Annotated in this window: 1 pseudogene; it reads right to left on the bottom strand. The window is 31.0% G+C overall.

Going from position 1 to position 790, the window contains the following annotated elements:
- Window positions 1–80: 80 nt before the first annotated feature.
- Window positions 81–547 (bottom strand): annotated as a pseudogene (locus RSB60_RS11215) (PTS transporter subunit EIIC); the annotation flags it as partial.
- Window positions 548–790: the final 243 nt, after the last annotated feature.

Here is a 790-nt window from a genome sequence, read left to right as displayed (position 1 = left end):
TTTAATATTAGATTCATAAGATGACAAAAAAGTATGATCGAGATAATGTTAAATTCCATTATGGTAATGTTTTTTGTAATTTTTTGTTGTGTAGCATAATTACAATACCGGATATAATTAATGCTCCAATCATTCCCATATCTAATGTTTTAATATTCGCTACAAGAGTCAAGCCACTAATTCCTCCTGGGTCTTGTGCAAAGTTTACATTGAACAAGTTACCCCATTGATTTAATATTGTACTTAGGAAATATTGAAACGTTAAATATAGAACTAATGATTCCATACAACATCTTGCTTGTTGTTTCTTTGCTAAACCAATTGGTAAACCTACCACGAAGATTAATGGCAATTGATTGAATACTGTCCAACCTCCTTGAAGAATAACATTCCAACATTGAAACCATAATCCTTCAGGATTTGCTAAACCACCCATAATTGCTTCAGTGGTAAATAATGTTCCAACTCCAATTGTGATTCCCGCAAAGGCAAATAACAAAACAGGAGTAAACATAGCACCACCAAATCTTTGAATCTTTTGCATCATATAAAATTTCCTCCTTTCTAAAGATTTCCTTGCATTCACATGTTACTTCATCAAGTAAGCGATTACAATAGCTTACTCTTTCTTAGAGATAAGAGCATATAATAAAAGATTTATAACTTTATCCGTGATTTATCACGAATGTATTTAAATGGTCTTTTTATAAAAAAAAGACAAAGATTAAGAATTCCTTGCCTTCTATTCTTCCTAGCTAAACATTAAATCTAAAATGAAGCACGTCTCCAT

Origin of the sequence: Anaerorhabdus sp., from assembly GCF_036657415.1 — a bacterium.
Lineage (GTDB): Bacteria > Bacillota_I > Bacilli_A > Erysipelotrichales > Erysipelotrichaceae > Anaerorhabdus.
The sequence above is the reverse complement of the archived record's forward strand: the minus strand, read 5'-3'. Positions and strand labels throughout refer to the sequence as shown.